The sequence below is a fragment of the Streptomyces flaveus genome, from assembly GCF_014647675.1.
GTDB lineage: Bacteria > Actinomycetota > Actinomycetes > Streptomycetales > Streptomycetaceae > Streptomyces > Streptomyces flaveus.
This window is the reverse complement of record NZ_BMPQ01000002.1, coordinates 624,910-641,988: the sequence shown is the minus strand read 5'-3', so window position 1 is coordinate 641,988 and position 17,079 is coordinate 624,910. Positions and strand designations below refer to the sequence as shown.

Here is a 17,079-nt window from a genome sequence, read left to right as displayed (position 1 = left end):
CCTCACAGCGCGCCGAAGCCCACCTTGCGCGGGGCCGGCTCGCCGATCTCCACGTACGCCAGACGGTCGGCCGGGACCAAGACCTTGCGGCCGTGGTCGTCCACGAGGCTCAGCAGCTGCGACTTGCCGGCCAGCGCTTCGGACACCGCCCGCTCGACCTCCTCGGCGGTCTGACCGCTCTCCAGAACGATCTCGCGAGGCGCGTGCTGCACGCCGATCTTGACCTCCACGGCTATGTCCCTCCGACGGTCACTGATGTGCGCGTTCGTCCGCGCCGTACGCAGCACACATTAGCCCGGTGAGGGGACGTGCACGCTGCGTCCAAGAACGCCAGGAGCGAACAACGGACGGGAACAAAGAGACGGCCCTCGCCGCATGCCCGCCGTCAGTGGTGCTCGCTGCCGTGCAGCGGGAAACCGGCGATGCCGCGCCAGGCCAGCGAGGTCAGCAACTGCACAGCCTGGTCACGCGGCACGCTGCGGTCGCTGTGCAGCCAGGAACGCGCCACCACCTGCGCGAGCCCGCCCAGACCCGAGGCGAGCAGCATCGACTCGTCCTTGGACAGGCCGGTGTCCCCCGCGATCACCTCGCTGATCGCCTCCGCGCACTCGAATGTGACCTTGTCCACGCGCTCACGCACCGCGGGCTCGTTCGTCAGGTCCGACTCGAAGACCAGCCGGAACGCACCGCCGTCGTCCTCGACGTACACGAAGTACGCGTCCATCGTGGCCCGTACGCGCTGCTTGTTGTCGGTGGTCGAGGCCAGAGCGCCCCGGACCGCTTGAAGCAGGGACTCGCAGTGCTGGTCCAGCAGAGCCAGGTAGAGGTCGAGCTTGCCCGGGAAATGCTGGTAGAGCACCGGTTTGCTGACCCCCGCGCGCTCGGCGATGTCGTCCATCGCGGCCGCGTGATATCCCTGCGCGACGAACACTTCCTGGGCTGCGCCGAGGAGTTGGTTGCGTCGGGCACGGCGCGGCAGGCGTGTGCCCCGCGGGCGTGCCGCCTCTGTCTGCTCGATGGCTGTCACGCCGCCTCCCAAAATCGTCCACGTGCGGTGTGCGCCGCGCGGCCATCGTACTTTTCGGTAACCGTGGTGTGCGCGGTGCGAGCGCAGAATTTCACGGACCGGATGCCGGAGAAAACCGCGCAGAGCGCATCAAAAAGGAGCACTACGGGCAGGCCGACCCGCCGATGCGCGCCTCTGAGAGGTCACCGGTCATCGGGCCGCATTCGCCTCACCGATGGTCGGCTCACCGATGGCTGGCCTCGACTTCCCCGGTGGCCGTCACCGAGGCGGCACCGGCAGTCGTCTTCACCGGTAGTCGTCCTCGTCGAGTTCGACGATCCTTGCCTGCTCCGCGCGGTCCGCCTCGTTCGCGTTGTCCGTGTCCGCGCCGGTCAGCGGGTCGTCCCGGTGGGGTGCGAGATCCGCGTGCTGTTCGGCGGCGTCGGCCTCGGGAGCCTCCACGTCGAATTCGGTGGATTCCGTGGAATCGGATTCGGCGAGAGTCTCGGGGTCGGTGGGGTCGAAGGTCATAAGTCCTCTTCCCGAGCGGTCGGTGCGAGTGCCTGCTTGCACGAGTACGTGTGCCCTCGTTTACGAAGCGTATGAGAGCGCGGATCGAGTCGCTATGCGATCCCAGGGCGACCCGTCGCCGGTACGGCGGGGCGTGCGATGGCGGTCCGGGTGGGCTTGTCGTGGAATTCGAGGGGGACTTGTGATGGCGAACACACGATCCAGCACGTGATCGTCTCGTAACATTGCCGCATGTCTTCGACCGAACTGCCGTCCGTTCTGGCCACCTCTGCCGCACCGAAGGTCGGTGCCGTCAGGGTGGCGGCGGGAGAGCGGCTGCGTTCGGTCGGGTTGCCCGGGATCACGCTGACGATCCGGTCGAGACCGCCGGCCCGCGAGGGGCTGCCGCCCGCGCTGTACGTGCACGGGCTGGGCGGTTCCTCGCAGAACTGGTCGGCGCTGATGCCGCTCCTCGACGGCCTCGTGGACAGCGAGGCCGTCGATCTGCCGGGCTTCGGCGACTCACCGCCGCCGGACGACGGCGACTACTCCGTGACCGGGCACGCGCGCGCGGTCATCCGCTATCTCGACTCGGCCGACCGCGGGCCGGTGCACCTCGTCGGGAACTCGCTGGGCGGCGCGATCACGACGCGCGTCGCGGCCGTACGTCCCGATCTCGTCCGGACGCTCACGCTGGTGTCGCCCGCGCTGCCGGAGATCCTGGTGCAGCGCCAGGCGGTGCCGACGGCGCTGCTGGCGCTGCCCGGGGTCGCGAAAGCCTTCACCCGCTACACCAAGGACTGGTCCGCCGAGCAGCGTGTACGGGGCGTCATGGCGCTCTGTTACGGGGATCCCGCGATGGTGACGCCCGAGGGGTTCCGCAACGCCGTCGAGGAGATGGAACGGCGGCTCGCCCTCCCGTACTTCTGGGACGCCCTGGCGCGCTCGGCCCGCGGCGTCGTGAACGCGTACACGCTGGGCGGCCAGCACCGGCTGTGGCGTCAGGCGGAGCGGGTGCTGGCCCCGACGCTGCTCATCTACGGCGGCCGTGACCAGCTCGTCTCGTTCCGGATGGCCCAGCGGGCGGCGCGGGCCTTCCGCGATTCCCGGCTGCTCACGCTGCCGGACGCGGGGCATGTGGCGATGATGGAGTATCCCGGTACCGTGGCCACCGCCATTCGTGAATTTCTCGCGGAAGCGGGCGAGTTGGCCGACACCGACACCATGAAGAGCGCGGGGAGCTGAGGCGGCGCGTGGGACGTCACAGCCGACGTGGGTCGGCCCGCAAGGGCGACACCGCCGAAGTACCCGTGGTTCCGGGGGGCCGCCCGGAACCGAGCACGGGACAACGCCGGGTTCCCTCCGGGCCGCAGCCCCAGCCGCAGCCGCCACCGAGGGGCGGCGGCCCCGGCACTCCGGCGGGTGGGATTCCACGGCTGCCCGAGGGGTGGGTGCCGCGTCCGGATGCGAACGGGGTTCCACGTTTCCCCGACGGGACGCCTGCGGGCGGGGTTCCGCGGTACGCCGACGGCACTCCGGCTCGTGGGGTTCCTCGGCTGCCGGACGGCACTCCGGCTCGTGGGGTTCCGCGGGTTTCTGACGGTACGCCTGCTCATGGCGTGCCTCGGCTCCCCGACGGTACGCCCGCTCATGGCGTCCCGCGGTACGCCGACGGCACCCCTGCCCACGGTGTCCCCGGGGTCCGTGGCGCGCATCCCGAGCAGCGGGAACCCGGCGGTGGCTGGGGGATGTTCAGCGGGGCGCCCGGATACGGCGCGCCTCAGGGGTCGTACCCGGGAGTGTCGCAGGGTGCTGGTCCGGGGCACACGGTTCCGCGGCAACGGCAGGCGCAGCAGCCGGGTCCCCGCCAGGCCTATGTCGACGCCTTCGGCAAGGGCGACGACGTGTTCGAGCCGCACTCCGCCGACCAGGCGCTCCGCTCGGGCCCGTACTACTCCGCAACCGACTGGGACCCCGACCCCGCGGAAACCGAGCACAAGGCGCCCCCGGCGCCCGATCTGCCGGAGAAGGCCAAGGGCGGTAAGGGCTGGACCTTCACCGGGATCGCGGCCGCCGCCGTCACCACCGTGCTCGCCGTCGTCGTGGCCGGGCAGGTCACCGAGGGGCGCGAGGACACCTCCGCGAGCCCGCAGGCTTCGAGCGGCGCGGACCGGGAAGTCAAGGGCTCCGCGGCGCGCGGCGACACCAGGCCGACGCCCCCGTCCGAGGTGGAGGGCGCGGCTCCGCCGACGTACAACCAGTTGATGGCGAAGAAGTACCCGCTGGACGCGAATCTCAAGGCCGACGGGGAATTCGAGGCGATCCGCGGATTCGACCAGGCGCCCGGCACGGGGCAGAAATTCACCTACCGCGTAGACGTCGAGAAGGGCCTCGGTCTCGACGGCGGACTCTTCGCACAGGCCGTGCACAAGACCCTGAACGACGACCGGAGTTGGGCCCACGACGGCGGCCGTACCTTCGAGCGGGTCTCCACCGGGAGGCCCGACTTCGTCATCACGCTGGCCAGCCCCGGCACCACCGCGTTCTGGTGCGCCAAGTCGGGCCTGGACACCACCGTGGACAACGTCTCCTGCGACTCCGCGGCCACCGAGCGCGTGATGATCAACGCGTATCGCTGGGCCCAGGGTGCCAAGACGTACGGCGACAAGATGTACGCGTACCGGCAGATGCTGATCAACCACGAGATCGGCCACCGGCTCGGCTACGGCCATGTGACCTGCGACAAGAACGGCGAACTCGCGCCCGTCATGCAACAGCAGAGCAAGTTCCTCGAGTACGACGGGATCAAGTGCCGGGCCAACCCCTGGCCGTTTCCCGGAGCTTGAGACTCGCGCGATGCGTACTCGATTGATCTCTTAGCGCGACGGAACGCGATCCGTACGGGAAAGTTACGCCCGTTCACCCCTTTTGGTGGCGCGATGGACAACCGTCCATCGCGCCACGGTCATGTCCGCGTACGTTCGTTCCGCTGTGAGTCGCCGGGTCAACGGCGGCTCCCCATACGGAAGATCAGGGGTGCACTCGTGCGCATCGGACTGCTTACGGAGGGTGGCTATCCATATGTGAGCGGTGACGCCAGGCTCTGGTGCGACCGGCTCGTACGCGGGCTCGGGCAGCACGACTTCGACGTCTACGCGCTCAGCAGGAGCGAACGGCAGCGGGGCGAGGGCTGGATCGAGCTTCCGCCCCAGGTCGGCCGCGTACGCACGGCGCCGTTATGGACCGCGGGCGATGACGGCGCGGGGTACGGGCGCCGGGCGCGGCGGCGGTTCGCCGAGTGCTACGGGGAGTTGGCGGCGGCTGTGTGTGCGGGAGACGCCGTCGCGAGGGACGCCGCCGGAGAGGCTTCCGGGGGTGGCTCATCGAGTGCGGCGGACCGTTTCGGCAGTGCGCTGTACGGGCTTGCCGAACTCGTCCGGGAGGAGGGCCGCGGCCTGACCGGAGCCCTGCGTTCCGAAACCGCCGTGCGCGCCCTGGAGAGCGCCTGCCGCGCGCCCGGCGCACTGCATGCCGCGCGGGGCGCGCGCATCCCGGATCTGCTCACCGTCGCCGACCGCATCGAGCGCGCCCTGCGGCCCCTGTCGCTCGACTGGTACGACGAGGAGGACGGACTCGGCTCCGTCGACCTGTGCCACGCCACGTCCGGGGGAGCCGCGGCTCTGCCCGGGCTGCTCGCACGGCACTTCTGGGGTGTGCCGCTGCTGGTCACGGAGTATGGCGTGCAGTTGCGGGCGCACTACTTGGGCTCGCGCGAGGAGTCCGGCCCGGCGCGGGCGTTGCTCGCGGCGTTCCACGGCCGGCTCGCGGCCGAGGTGTACCGGCAGGCCGCGCTCATCACGCCCGGCAATACGCACGCCCGCCGCTGGCAGGAGCGCTGCGGCGCCGACCGCGCCAAGCTCCGTACGGTCTATCCCGGCATGGACGCGTCCCGCTTCCGGGACGTGGGCGAGCGGGCGGAGTGCGCCGATCCGGACACGCTGGTCTGGGTCGGGCGGATCGAGCCCGGCAAGGACCTCGTCTCGCTGCTGCAGGCCTTCGTGGAGGTCCGCAAGGCGCGGCCGAAGGCGCGGCTGCGGATTGTCGGCGTGCCTGCGGGAGGGCCGGTCGGGGCTGCGTATCTGGCTCAGTGCAAGGCGCTGGCCGTACAGCTCTTCGCCGATGAGGCGGAGGGCGTACGCGAACTGGGCGACGACCCGGTGCCGCCGGTGCCGCCGGTGTCGTTCGAGGAGATCGGCGGGCCGGACCTGCCGAGCCTCGCGGAGGCGTACGCGGCCGGGGCCGTGGTCGTTCTGTCGAGCGTCGTCGAGGGCTTCCCGATCAGTCTCGTCGAGGCGATGTTCTGCGGGCGCGCCACGGTGTCCACGGACGTCGGCGCGGTCGTGGAGGTCATCGGCGGTACGGGTCTGGTGGTGCCGCCGCGCAATCCGAGGGCGCTCGCCGAGGTGTGCGTCGCCCTGCTGCGCGACCCCGAGCGCCGTGCACTCCTCGGCGCGGCGGCACGCGCGCGTGCCCTCGAACTGTTCACGGTCGAGCAGAACGTCGCGGCATTTCACGGCATTTACCTGGAGATCGTCTCGCACTGCCCGGTCCGCCGAGCTGCCGCCGACGGCACCGGCGAACCACTGCCCTTCGCCGTACCGGCCGAGGCTCATGTGCGAGGTCGCTGGGCCGAGTCCGGGACCCGGTCCGTGGCGGCGAGCGGTCCGCGGTGGGCTGCTGGGACTCCGTCGGGGCCCGGGGCGGCAGGTGCCGGGGCGGCGGGCGCCCTTTCCGACTCGGCTCAGGAGCGGGTGCCCGCCGGGGAGGGAACGCGATGAGCGGGCGGCGGCAGGACGTGGACCTGCCCGGGGTGCCGGGCAGTGCCGCGGTGTGGAATGCGGGGTCGGACGAGTGGCTGGTGACTGCCGACGCGCCTGATGCACTTGATGCGCCTGATGTTCCGGGGCTGCCGGGTTCGTCGGACGAGTCCAGCAGCCGGGCTCCCGCGGACCCCGTGAAAGCCCTGATGCAGCGTCACCGCGAGCTGTGCGAACGGGCCGTGGATCCCTTGGAGATCGCGGCGGGGCTGGAGGCGCACGGGGTGACCGACCGGACCGTGGCCCGCTTCCGGCACCGCGACGTGTTCTCGCTGGCCGAGGAGATGTACGCGCGCGTGCCCCGTGACGGCGAGACGGGTCCAGCGGTGGCTGCCGTCAAACTCCCCAAGGTGCGCGCCGGTTGGGCCGTGCTCGCCCTGCTGCCGGGCGCCGCGTGCGCGGCGGCGGTGACGGGGCTGCGCCTCACCGAGGACCGGCCGCGCCTCGCCGTCGTGATCGCCGTCATGGGTGTACTCGCCATCGCCCTGAGCCTGCGTCTGGCCCTGAGCCGTGGCTCCCTGCACACCACGCGCGCGTGGCGCACGACAAAGGGCACGCGCGCGTGGACGTGCTGGATCCTCGCGTACGCCCTCCTCGGCGACGGCCTGCTCGGCGCCGCCCTCGCGGGTGGCCCGGACGGCTGGCCGAACGGTGGCCTCGACGGTCCCTGGCCGGTGCGCCTCGGTTCCGTACTGGCGCTCGGCCTGGCCTGTGCCCCGGCGGTCTGGTTCGCCCACCTCTTCGCCGTACGCGCCCGGCGCAGGCTGGCCGCCAGCCGAACTCTGGAGGAGTTCGCCGCCTCCGCACGGCCCTTGCTCCTGGGCGTATTCGGGCTGTTCCTCTGCGTTCTGAGCGGACTGCTCGCATTGTGCGAGGTGCTGCTGGACGAGCCCGTCGATCCCGCCGCGTACGCCGGAACCGGCGCCCTCGGCGCGCTCCTGCTGCTCGCCCGGCTGCTCACCGTGCACGGCTTCACGCATGCCCCGGCCGTCATCCTGGCCGCCGCCGGCGCGGCCGAGGCGACGGCTGTGGCGAGTGCCTTCGCGGGCCGCCTGTCCGGCTGCTCGTTCCTCGCTGTTCCCGTCGAGACCGTGGTCGGCGCATGGGGGGCCGGTGTCGTGCCGGCCCTCGTCTGCGGGGCCGCGGCGCTCGTACTCCTGGTCCACGCGACCAGGACCCTCACCCGGGCCTCGGCCCACGCGGACCACGGTGGGACACCGTGAACCGCACCCCGAGCCCGGCACCGGCGCCCGGCCCTCGTGCCGAGCGCAACCCTCCCGCGGGGCCGACACCGCGGGCCTCCCTGACGAACCATGGCAACACCCTTGAAGGAGACACGAAATGATCACCCTCCGTATCGGAGAATTCACCCCGGGAGCCGCCCGATGAGGGTGCTGCTGATCGGAGCCAACGGATTTCTGGGCCGGTACGTCGCCGACCGCCTCCTCGCCGACCCGGCCGTGCAGCTCACCGCGCTCGGCCGGGGCGACGACGCGGATGTGCGCTTCGACCTCGCCAGTGGCAGCCCGGGCGCACTGACCCGCTTCCTGGACGCGGTGCACCCCGGCGTCGTCATCAACTGCGCCGGCGCCATCCGCGGCGGCGCGCGCGAACTGACCCGGCACAACACCGTCGCCGTCGCCACCGTCTGCGAGGCCATGCGCCGCAGCGCCTGCCACGCGCGCCTCGTGCAGATCGGCTGCGGCGCGGAGTACGGCCCCAGCCAGCCCGGCTCCTGCACGGCCGAGGACGCCGTGCCGCGCCCCGGCGGCCCGTACGGCGTCAGCAAGCTCGCCGGTACCGAACTCGTCCTGGGCTCCGGCCTGGACGCCGTTGTCCTGCGGGTCTTCTCGCCCGCCGGACCCGGCACCCCCGCCGGTTCGCCCCTCGGCCGCCTCGCCGAGGCCATGCGCCGGGCCATGCAGTCCGGCGACGGCGAACTGAAGGTGGGCGGACTCGGTATCCAGCGCGACTTCATCGACGTACGCGATGTCGCGCGCGCCGTCCACGCCGCCTCCCTCTCCGCCGCGCAGGGTGTCATCAACATCGGCTCCGGACGTGCCGTACGCCTCCGGGACGCGGCCGCCGTCCTCGCACGCGTGGCCGGCTACGGCGGCGCGCTGCACGAACTCGACAGCCCGCCCGGAATCGTCAGGCCATCCATCGGTCACCCCCGCTCCGAACCCGACCACACGGCTCCGGCCGCGAACCCCTATCCCGACGGCTGCGGCAGCTGGCAGCAGGCCGATGTGCGCACCGCACGCGACCGGCTCGGCTGGCGACCCCGCATCCACCTCGAAGAGTCCCTCGCCGATATCTGGATGGAGGCGGCATGCCGCATCTGACCAGCACCGCTGTGGGCACCGCGAGCACCGACATACGTCTCGGCTTCGGCGTCCCCGGCTATGCACACCCCCTCCTCGCCCCTCTCGAATGGGGCGAACTCACCCGCCCCGGCACCCCCTTGCACTGGGTCGTCCTCAATGTCGCCGACGGCCCCGGCACCCGGCCCGACCCGCACTGCCTCGCCGCAGCGGGGCGACTGCGCAACGCGGGCATCCGGGTCCTGGGACACCTGGATGTGAGGTACGGCGCACGTACCTTCGCCGAGCTGATATCGGACGCGCACCGGTATCTCGACTGGTACAGGGTCGACGGCTTCTTTCTGGACCGCTGTCCCACGGATCGGACAGCGCTTCCCGAGGTCAGCCGTACGGCCACGACCCTGCGCGCGTTCCTCGGCGAGGGCCATATCGTCCTCGGACATGGCTCCCACCCGCATCCCGGATATGCCGAAGCCGCCGACCAGTTGGTGACCTTCTCCGGCCCCTGGAGCGAATACCGCTGGTCGCAGGTGGCGGAGTGGACCGCCGACCACCCGGCCGACCGCTTCTGCCACTTCGTGCACAGCGTGCCCCGCGGCCATCTCGAGGAAGCGCTGCGCATAGCCCGCTGGCAGGGCGCCTCGACGATCTACTTCACCGACCGCACGGACCGCGGCGGTCGCGTCGACCCCTGGGAAACCATGCCCGGCTACTGGGACGAAATCGTCTCGCGCCTCGGAACGGGTGTCTCGGAATGAAGAGGGGCGTGGCAGTGTTACGCGGAGAACAACCGTAGTGATTGACCGACCAACGGAGTCCCCGTGTCGCTGCCACCCCTGGTCGAGCCAGCTTCTGAGCTCACCGTAGACGAGGTCCGCAGGTACTCCCGCCACCTGATCATCCCCGACGTCGGGATGGACGGGCAGAAGCGGCTGAAGAACGCCAAGGTGCTCGCTGTCGGCGCCGGCGGCCTTGGTTCGCCGGCCCTGATGTACCTGGCCGCGGCGGGCGTGGGCACGCTCGGCATCGTGGAGTTCGACGAGGTCGACGAGTCGAACCTGCAGCGCCAGATCATCCACAGCCAGGCGGACATCGGCCGCTCCAAGGCCGAGTCGGCCCGCGACAGCGTGCTCGGCATCAACCCGTACGTGAACGTGATCCTTCACGAAGAGCGGCTCGAGGCCGAGAACGTGATGGACATCTTCAGCCAGTACGACCTGATCGTCGACGGCACCGACAACTTCGCGACCCGCTACCTGGTCAACGACGCCTGCGTGCTCCTCAACAAGCCGTACGTCTGGGGCTCGATCTACCGCTTCGACGGCCAGGCCTCCGTCTTCTGGTCCGAGCACGGCCCCTGCTACCGCTGCCTCTACCCGGAGCCCCCGCCGCCGGGCATGGTCCCCTCCTGCGCCGAGGGTGGCGTCCTCGGCGTGCTGTGCGCGTCCATCGGCTCCATCCAGGTCAACGAGGCGATCAAGCTCCTCGCGGGCATCGGTGAGCCGCTCGTCGGCCGCCTGATGATCTACGACGCCCTGGAGATGCAGTACCGCCAGGTCAAGGTCCGCAAGGACCCCAACTGCGCGGTCTGCGGCGAGAACCCCACCGTCACCGAGCTCATCGACTACGAGGCCTTCTGCGGCGTCGTCTCCGAGGAGGCCCAGGAGGCCGCCGCCGGCTCGACGATCACTCCCAAGCAGCTCAAGGAGTGGATCGACAACGACGAGAAGATCGAGATCATCGACGTACGCGAGATCAACGAGTACGAGATCGTCTCGATCCCCGGCGCCAAGCTGATCCCGAAGAACGAGTTCCTCATGGGCACCGCTCTGGAGACCCTCCCGCAGGACAAGAAGATCGTCCTGCATTGCAAGACGGGTGTTCGCAGTGCGGAAGTCCTCGCCGTGCTCAAGTCCGCCGGTTTCGCGGACGCGGTGCACGTCGGTGGCGGCGTGATCGGCTGGGTCAACCAGATCGAGCCCGAGAAGCCGGTGTACTAGACGCAGGCTTTGGCTTTGCGGAGAGGGGTCCGGCACCGGGTGCGCCGGGCCCCTTCCTGCTGTCCGAACTTCTGCAGCCCGGGCTACGACTCGCAGACCTTCCCGTCCTCCGGCACCTTCCCGTCCAGCAGGTACGCGTTCACCGTGTCGTCCACGCAGGAGCTGCTCCCGTACGCCCCATGCCCCTCGCCCTTCCAGGTGAGCTCGACACCGACGTCCTTGCCCAGCTCGTCCGCCATCTTGCGGGCACCCTCGTACGGTGTCGCCGGGTCGCCGGTGTTGCCCACGACCAGGACGGGATCCGCTCCGGGTGCGCTGACCTCCGGGGTCTCGTGCTGACCGGCCACCGGCCAGTTGTGGCACCAACCGGCCGTGTCCCAGCCCATGAACTCGCCGAAGACAGGCGAGATCTTCTGGAACTGAGGGAGCAGCTTCCTCGTCTCCTCGATCGTCGGCCGCTCCTTGTCGTCCAAGCACGATATGACCCGTTGTGAATGCGTCGTCGTGCCGTAACGACCCGTCGCGCCACGCTCGTTGTAACTGTCGGCGAGGGCCAGCAGTTCCGAACCGTCGCCCTGCTCCGCCGCGTCCAGCGCGCTGGTGAGGCCGGCCCAGGTCTGCTCGCTGTAGAGCGGCAGGACGATGCCGGTGAGTGCCAGCGTCTGGGTGAGCTTGCGGTCGCTCGATGTCGGCAGCGGCTCGGCGTCGATCTTCTTCAGCAGGTCCGCGATCTTCTGAGAGCCTTCCTTGGGGTCCTGTCCGGTGGACTTGAGGTAGTTGTCCAGGGCGCGCTGGAAGCCGCGCGTCTGGTTCTTGGCGTGGCCGACCGTGCCCGCGCTCGGGTCGACGACCGCGTCCAGTACGAGGCGGCCCACGTTCTTGGGGAACAAGTGGGCGTAGACACCGCCCAGTTCGGTGCCGTACGAGATGCCGAAGTAGTGCAGTTTCTGATCACCGAGCACGTGGCGCATCAGGTCCATGTCGCGGGCCGTGTCGGTCGTCGAGACATGTGCCATGAGCTTGCCGGCCGACTCCTCGCAGCCCTTGCCGAAGTCGGCGGAGTCCTTGAGGTAGGAGGTCTCCTCGGCCGCGGTGTCCGGCGTGGAATCGACCGACTCGGCGGCCTGGATCTCCTGGTCGCTGCGACAGCGCACGCCCTCGCTGGCCGCGACTCCGCGCGGGTCGAAGCTCACCAGGTCGTACCGCTCCTGCAGTTGTGACGTCAGTGCCGCGTACGACGGCATCATGGAGATGCCCGAGCCGCCCGGGCCGCCGAAGTTGAACAGCAGCGAGCCGATGCGTGAGTCCTCGTCGGTGGCCTTGCCGCGGATCAGAGCTATGCCGATCGTTTCGCCCGTCGGCTTCTCCCAGTCCAGCGGGACTTTGAGCGTCGCGCACTGCCAGTCGTCGCCCGGCGCGGGTCCGTCCGCAGTGGCCCCGCAGCGGCCCCAGTCGAGCTTCTGTGAGGTGAGCGAGGCCGGAAGCTTCCCCGTCGGACCGGACGGCGCCGCGGTCGGCGGGGCGCTGGCCTTTCCGTCGTCGTTGCCCTCGTCGGACGAGCCGCCACCGCAACCCGCCGCAAGCCCGGTGACCAGCACCGCGGCCGCGGCCAGCGCCGTGGATCGTACGAAACGCACCATGTGCCCCTTACCCCCTCGCAAGTCATCCGCACGAGCCGCGAATGACGGTCAGGCCATGGTAAGCAGACCGCGAGTGAAGCCGTGCCAGCCTGTGGATAACTCTGTGACCTGCTCTTTTATGAGCAAACCTGGCCCGGCGACGGGACCCTGCCGTCCAGCAGATAGCCGTCCACCGCGTCACGCACGCACTTGTTCCCGCTGCCGTATGCGCCATGTCCCTGGCCCCGGTACGTCAACTCGACGCCGACGCCCTTGCCCAGCTCGTCCGCCATCTTGCGGGCGCCCTCGTACGGCGTGGCCGGGTCGCCGGTGTTGCCGATCACCAGGATCGGTGCTGCCCCGGCGGCGCTCACGGCGGGGTCGTCGACGGCTCCCGGCACGGGCCAGTCCGTGCAGCCGAGCAGGCCCCACGCCAGATAGTCGCCGAACAGGGGAGAGGCCTCGCGGAACTGCGGAAGCTTCTCCTCCACATCGGCCGTGGTGTAACGCGGCTTGCTGTCCGCGCAGTTGATGGAGACGTTGGCGGCGGCGATGTTGCTGTATTCGCCGTTCTCGTTCCGTCCGTTCATCGCGTCGGCCAACAGCATCAGCACCGTGCCGTCACCGGCGTACGCCTGCTGGAGCCCCTGGGTGAGGTACTCCCAGTAATCCCGTGAGTAGAGCGCTTGCGCGATGCCGCTGGTGGCGACGGTCTGGGTCAGCTCGCGCGGGAAGGCGCCCGGGATCGGCTTGCTGTCGAGGTTCTTGAGCAGCCCGGCGATCCGGTCCTTGACGTCCTGCACGGTGTCGCCGAGCGGGCATGGCTCCTGCTTCGAGGTGCAGTCCTCGGCGAAGTTGTCGAGCGCGAGCTGGAAGCCCTTGGCCTGCCCGAGCGAACCCTGCTCCGGATTCCGTGTCGGGTCCACAACGGCGTCGAAGACGGTCCGCCCCACCTTCTTGGGGAACAAGTGGGCGTAGACACCGCCCAGTTCGGTGCCGTACGAGATGCCGAAGTAGTGCAGCTTGTCGTCGCCGAGGGCCTGCCGCATCAGTTCCAGATCGCGGGCCGCGTCGGTGGTGCGCAGGTGCGGGAGGATCTTCCCGGAGTTCTTCTCGCAGGCCGAGTTGAACGCTTTCGTGTCCTCCAGGAGTGCTCTCCGCTCTGCGGCGTTGTCGGGGGTGGCGTCCTGCTGGAAGTACTCGTCGAGCTGTTCGTCACTCAAGCACTCCACGCCCGCGCTGCGGCCGACCCCGCGCGGGTCGAAGCTGACCAGGTCGTAGCGGGTGCGCAGGTGCGCGAACTTGTTGGCGAACGCGGGCAGCGAGGCCACTCCCGAGGATCCGGGGCCGCCGAAGTTGAAGACCAGTGAGCCGATCTGCTTCTCCTCGGCGCCGCTCGCCTCCGCCCGGATCAGCGCGAGCCCGATCGTGTCTCCCTTGGGCTCGTCCCAGTCGAGGGGCACCTTCAGAGTCGTGCACTGCCACTGGTCGTCGTTCGGCAGAGCCGACGGGGCCTCTCCGCCTCCCTGGGACTCGGACGGTGCCGGGCAGTCCTTCCAGCTCAGCTCCTGCGCCGCCGGGTCCTCGTCCTTGTCGGCGGCGTCGCTGTCGCACCCGGCCACGGTCACGGACAGCACAAGAACGGCGGTCAGGGCAGCGGCGCGCAGCCGGGAAGGATTCGGCACGTTCCCATCCTGAGCTCGTGGAGGACGGGACGCTCGGGGCGCGGGCTGTGCGGGTGAGGGCTGGGTCTGTCCGGAGAGGCCCTAGAGCGCGCCCTTGCGGGTCAGGTAGTTGAAGAACAGCCACCCGGGCAGCACCGGCAGCCACAGCGTGAGCAGCCGGTAGAGCAGCACCGCGGGCGCCGCGACCTCCTTGGGCAGGCCCACGGCGATCAGGCCGACCGTGAGGGTCGCCTCGACCGCGCCCACGCCGCCGGGGGTCGGAGCGGCCGAGCCCAGCGCGTTACCGGCGAGGAAGACGACGGCGACGCTGGCGAGGCTGAGCGCGGGCATGTCGTCGCCGCCGAACGCCCGGATCGACGCGTCCAGGCACATCACGAAGCAGGCCGTCAGCAACACCATGCCGCCGATACCGGTGATGAGCTTCTGCGGTCGCTGGAGCACGTCGAGCATGCGGGGGATGACACCCGCGAAAAGCGACCGCACGCGCGTGACGACGAATTTCCGCAGGAACGGAATCGAGCTCATCACCAGCACCAGCACCGCGACCGTCAGCAGACCCGCGATCACCGTGCGGGACGGCGACAGCGACGGCGTCTTCTCCGTTCCGGTCAGGTAACCGAAGGCCAGCAGCAACACGATGTGGCTGCCCAGACCGAACAGCTGCGAGGCACCGACACTCGCCACCGCCAGGCCCGGCCGCACTCCCGCGCGCTGCAGGAAGCGCGTGTTGAGGGCGACGCCGCCCACCGCCGCGGGCGCCACGATCTTCACGAAGGACCCGGCGACCTGCGCCGCCACAGCCCGCAGGAAGGGCACCCGCTCGGGCACGAAGCCCAGCAGGCTCATGGCTGCCGCGAAGTAGCTCAGCGCCGAGAAGAGCACGGCCGCGGCGACCCAGCCCCACTCGGCGTTGTCGAAGAGCGTGCCGAACTCGATGTGCGTGAGTTGCGACAGCAGGAAGTACGCGCCGATGGCACCGGCGATGAAGCTGATCAGCGTGCGCGGCCGGATGCGCTCCAGGCGGGCCGGTTCGACCGGCGCCTGCGGCCTGATCAGCAGCACCTGGTGGCGGATCTGGGTGAGCAGATCCTCCTCGCGTGCCTCTTCCAGAGCCTCGTCGATCGCCCGCTTCTCGGAGCGTTTCTCGGCCCGTACGGCCTTCTTGTCGGGCTTTTCGAGTACGACGGGCCCGGTGTCTTCCTCGGCTTCCTCGGCGGTGCGTCCCAGCCTGGCATGCCGAGAGGCCTCCAGCACGGCCTCACGCTCCCGCTGCGCCCGCTCCCGGGCCAGTTTTCGCAGCGTCGCGCGCGTGGCGCGCGTCAGCGCGATGGGCTGCAGCATCGGCAGGCAGTCGGCGACCGTGTCGGGGCCGAGCACCTCGACCGCCGAGGCCACCGCACGCTCCGCGCCGACCCGCAGGGCCAGCGTGGTCACCAACTGGGCGATGTCCATGCGCAACAGCAGCTCACCGGCCGCGATCTCACCGCCGCGCAGATCGGTGAGGATCACCGTGCCAGAACGATCCACCAGAATCGCGTCGCCCGCCAGCCTGCGGTGCGCGATGCGCCGCGACTGCAGCGCCTGCACCTGATGCCAGGTGTCGCGCAGCAGCTCGTCGGTGATCTCCTCGTCCGGCAGCGAGTCCAGCGTGCGGCCGCCGATGTGCTCGTAGACGAGCATCACTGCGTCCGGGCCCAGTTCGGAGGTGGCGATCAGCTTGGGCGCGTTGGCTCCGGCCGCGATGGCCGCGTACGCGAGAAGCGCCTCCTGCTCCAGAGCCTGGCGCAGCGACTGGAGGCTGCGGCGCGTGGTGATGCCCCGCAGCGTCAGACGCCGCCACACGCGGTAGAAGAAGCCCTGCGCCTGCTGCTCACGGTCGACCACCGTGACGTCCAGCGGCCGGCCGTCCTCCAGCGTCACGAAGTACCGGCGCCCGCGGTCGCCGCTCTCGGTGGACTCCGGTGTCTCCTCACGGGAGGCGCTCACCGGATGGAAGCCGACATGCCGCAGGCCCGCCATCAGCGTCCGCCCCGTGGGCCGCACGTTCGGCGAGCCGACCGCGTACAGCGTCCCGTACGCCACGCTCCAGCCGATCAGCACCGTCAGGATGATCGAGAAGGGTGTCGTGTAGCCGGTGACCAGCATGGAGAAGGCGTCGAGCAGCAGCACCACCCACAGCACCGCACGCCAGCGTGGCCGCCGTGCCATGCCGACGGCTGTCATGTACGCGATGACCGGCGCCAGATAGCCGTGCACCGGGTCGGTGAGGGCGTGGATGTCCTGCGGCAAGGGCTGCGTGAGCGCCTTCTGGATCGAGTCCGGGGCGGCCTTGGCGACCCAGAGGTCTGTGGCGAGTGTCACGCCGTGAGCGAGGACCGCGGCCAGCACACCGTCGGCGATCCGTAGTCCGTCCCGCTTGATCAGCCGCTCGATGGCGAAGGCGACCGGCACCAGGAGGATCGCGATGCTCGACGCGAGCCCCGCGATCTCGCTCAGCAGGTCGGGTGCCTCGTCGGTGCCCTTGTTGATGTCCTGGGCGAGTCCCGACGTCGTGCCGTGCGCGAACGCGGCGATCCCCAGCAGCACCGCGACCGCGAGGACGCCCACCAGGAGACGCATCAGATCGGAGGGACGGTGCACGCGTGCGGGGAGCAGCGGTTCGTCGCCCTCGACCGCTTCGGAGTGGACGTCGTCGGCTTCGGAGTCCGGGATGCCGGCGGCCGGGACACCCTTCTTCTTGTACGCGTCCGAGGTGTGGTCGCCCTTCTTGTGTGCGTCCGAGGTGCGCTCGTCCGAGTCGTCGCCGGTGTCCGGGCGCGACGAAACCTCAGAGGTGCCCTCCGCGTCTTCGGGGTGCACGCCCTGCTGTTTCATCGTCTCTTCTTGATCTCGTATCACCAGTCACCGCCCGGATGATGGTGGCATGCCCCACCGACACAGAGGGGCATCAGGGGGCATTGCGGGGGCGCACAGTCTGCCCGAAGTGCCGCTCCCGGGCGAGGTATACGTCCCGTAACCGCTCCGTCACGTTGTCGGTGGGGTGGGGCAGGATGGGGCG

Annotated in this window: 13 protein-coding genes; 7 read left to right on the top strand and 6 right to left on the bottom strand. The window is 70.2% G+C overall.

Translation table 11 applies throughout. From position 1 onward, the window contains the following. Positions 1 to 2 precede the first annotated feature (2 nt). The 3 genes from IEZ21_RS06200 to IEZ21_RS06190 all read right to left on the bottom strand — a co-directional run bounded on the left by IEZ21_RS06200 (position 3) and on the right by IEZ21_RS06190 (position 1,537). Positions 3 to 230, bottom strand: coding sequence for a DUF3107 domain-containing protein (locus IEZ21_RS06200; RefSeq protein WP_033319983.1), 228 nt, complete (start codon positions 228 to 230; stop codon positions 3 to 5). A gap of 155 nt (positions 231 to 385) precedes the next feature. Next, entirely contained in the window at positions 386 to 1,027 is a 642-nt protein-coding gene (locus tag IEZ21_RS06195; protein WP_033319984.1) for a TetR/AcrR family transcriptional regulator, read from the bottom strand. Between the two features lie 285 nt (positions 1,028 to 1,312). Further along, the gene (locus IEZ21_RS06190; RefSeq protein ID WP_189320822.1) at positions 1,313 to 1,537 is read right to left on the bottom strand and encodes an Rv3202a family protein; all 225 of its coding nucleotides are present in this window, start codon (positions 1,535 to 1,537) and stop codon (positions 1,313 to 1,315) included. Positions 1,538 to 1,768: 231 nt separating this feature from the next. Here IEZ21_RS06190 and IEZ21_RS06185 point away from each other — a divergent pair, with 231 nt between their 5' ends. The 7 genes from IEZ21_RS06185 to moeZ all read left to right on the top strand — a co-directional run bounded on the left by IEZ21_RS06185 (position 1,769) and on the right by moeZ (position 10,717). Further along, complete coding sequence (locus IEZ21_RS06185; RefSeq protein ID WP_189320821.1) at positions 1,769 to 2,761, top strand: alpha/beta fold hydrolase; 993 nt, start codon at positions 1,769 to 1,771, stop codon at positions 2,759 to 2,761. Positions 2,762 to 2,769: 8 nt separating this feature from the next. Beyond that, positions 2,770 to 4,362: a DUF3152 domain-containing protein gene (locus IEZ21_RS06180; protein ID WP_189320820.1), complete on the top strand. Its 1,593-nt coding sequence runs from the start codon at positions 2,770 to 2,772 to the stop codon at positions 4,360 to 4,362. Positions 4,363 to 4,560: 198 nt separating this feature from the next. After that, complete coding sequence (locus IEZ21_RS06175; protein WP_189320819.1) at positions 4,561 to 6,354, top strand: DUF3492 domain-containing protein; 1,794 nt, start codon at positions 4,561 to 4,563, stop codon at positions 6,352 to 6,354. Further along, a complete protein-coding gene (locus IEZ21_RS06170; protein ID WP_189320818.1) occupies positions 6,351 to 7,616 on the top strand; it encodes a hypothetical protein in 1,266 nt (421 codons plus the stop codon). The genes IEZ21_RS06175 and IEZ21_RS06170 overlap by 4 nt, the downstream gene beginning before the upstream one ends. A gap of 162 nt (positions 7,617 to 7,778) precedes the next feature. Further along, on the top strand, positions 7,779 to 8,738 hold the full coding sequence (locus IEZ21_RS06165; RefSeq protein WP_189320817.1) for an NAD-dependent epimerase/dehydratase family protein: 960 nt from the start codon (positions 7,779 to 7,781) through the stop codon (positions 8,736 to 8,738). Continuing rightward, complete coding sequence (locus IEZ21_RS06160; RefSeq protein ID WP_189320816.1) at positions 8,726 to 9,475, top strand: spherulation-specific family 4 protein; 750 nt, start codon at positions 8,726 to 8,728, stop codon at positions 9,473 to 9,475. Before IEZ21_RS06165 ends, IEZ21_RS06160 begins: the two co-directional genes overlap by 13 nt. Positions 9,476 to 9,538: 63 nt before the next feature. Beyond that, entirely contained in the window at positions 9,539 to 10,717 is a 1,179-nt protein-coding gene (gene moeZ, locus IEZ21_RS06155; RefSeq protein ID WP_033319990.1) for an adenylyltransferase/sulfurtransferase MoeZ, read from the top strand. Between the two features lie 83 nt (positions 10,718 to 10,800). Here moeZ and IEZ21_RS06150 read toward each other — a convergent pair whose 3' ends face one another. The 3 genes from IEZ21_RS06150 to IEZ21_RS06140 all read right to left on the bottom strand — a co-directional run bounded on the left by IEZ21_RS06150 (position 10,801) and on the right by IEZ21_RS06140 (position 16,895). Beyond that, on the bottom strand, positions 10,801 to 12,357 hold the full coding sequence (locus IEZ21_RS06150; protein WP_189320815.1) for an alpha/beta fold hydrolase: 1,557 nt from the start codon (positions 12,355 to 12,357) through the stop codon (positions 10,801 to 10,803). A 116-nt stretch (positions 12,358 to 12,473) separates the two neighbouring features. Beyond that, positions 12,474 to 14,021: an alpha/beta hydrolase gene (locus IEZ21_RS06145; RefSeq protein WP_189320814.1), complete on the bottom strand. Its 1,548-nt coding sequence runs from the start codon at positions 14,019 to 14,021 to the stop codon at positions 12,474 to 12,476. Positions 14,022 to 14,102: 81 nt separating this feature from the next. Then, the gene (locus tag IEZ21_RS06140; RefSeq protein ID WP_189320813.1) at positions 14,103 to 16,895 is read right to left on the bottom strand and encodes a lysylphosphatidylglycerol synthase transmembrane domain-containing protein; all 2,793 of its coding nucleotides are present in this window, start codon (positions 16,893 to 16,895) and stop codon (positions 14,103 to 14,105) included. Positions 16,896 to 17,079: the final 184 nt, after the last annotated feature.